Here is a 586-nt window from a genome sequence, read left to right on the forward strand (position 1 = left end):
AGCGAATCGTGATCTGCGGTCCCTCGGGCTCCGGCAAGTCCACGATGATCCGCTGCATCAACCGTTTGGAGGAGCACCAGAAGGGCCGCATCATCGTCGACGGCACGGAGCTCACCAACGATCTCAAGCGGATCGACGAGGTGCGTCGCGACGTGGGTATGGTGTTCCAGCACTTCAACTTGTTCCCGCACCTGACGATTCTCGAAAATTGCACGCTGGCTCCGATCTGGGTGAAGAAGATGCCCAAGAAGGAGGCGGAAGAGATCGCCATGCATTACCTGAAGCGGGTCAAGATCCCCGAACAGGCGAACAAGTATCCCGGCCAGCTCTCCGGCGGCCAGCAGCAGCGCGTGGCGATCGCCCGCTCGCTGTGCATGAGCCCGAAGATCATGCTGTTCGATGAGCCGACCTCGGCGCTCGATCCCGAGATGGTCAAGGAGGTGCTCGACACCATGGTGGGGTTGGCCGACGAGGGCATGACCATGCTCTGCGTCACCCACGAGATGGGCTTCGCCCGCCAAGTGGCCGACCGGGTGATCTTCATGGATTACGGACAGATCGTCGAGATGAACACACCCGACGAGTT

Annotated in this window: 1 protein-coding gene; it reads left to right on the forward strand. The window is 60.8% G+C overall.

Features of this window, described 5'->3' with window-relative positions; translation table 11 throughout:
• A partial coding sequence (locus tag KBI52_RS33805; RefSeq protein ID WP_210804800.1) for an amino acid ABC transporter ATP-binding protein occupies positions 1-586 on the forward strand: 586 nt, incomplete at both ends.

Source organism: Microvirga sp. HBU67558, assembly GCF_018069605.1.
In the GTDB taxonomy this organism is placed as follows: domain Bacteria; phylum Pseudomonadota; class Alphaproteobacteria; order Rhizobiales; family Beijerinckiaceae; genus Microvirga; species Microvirga terrae.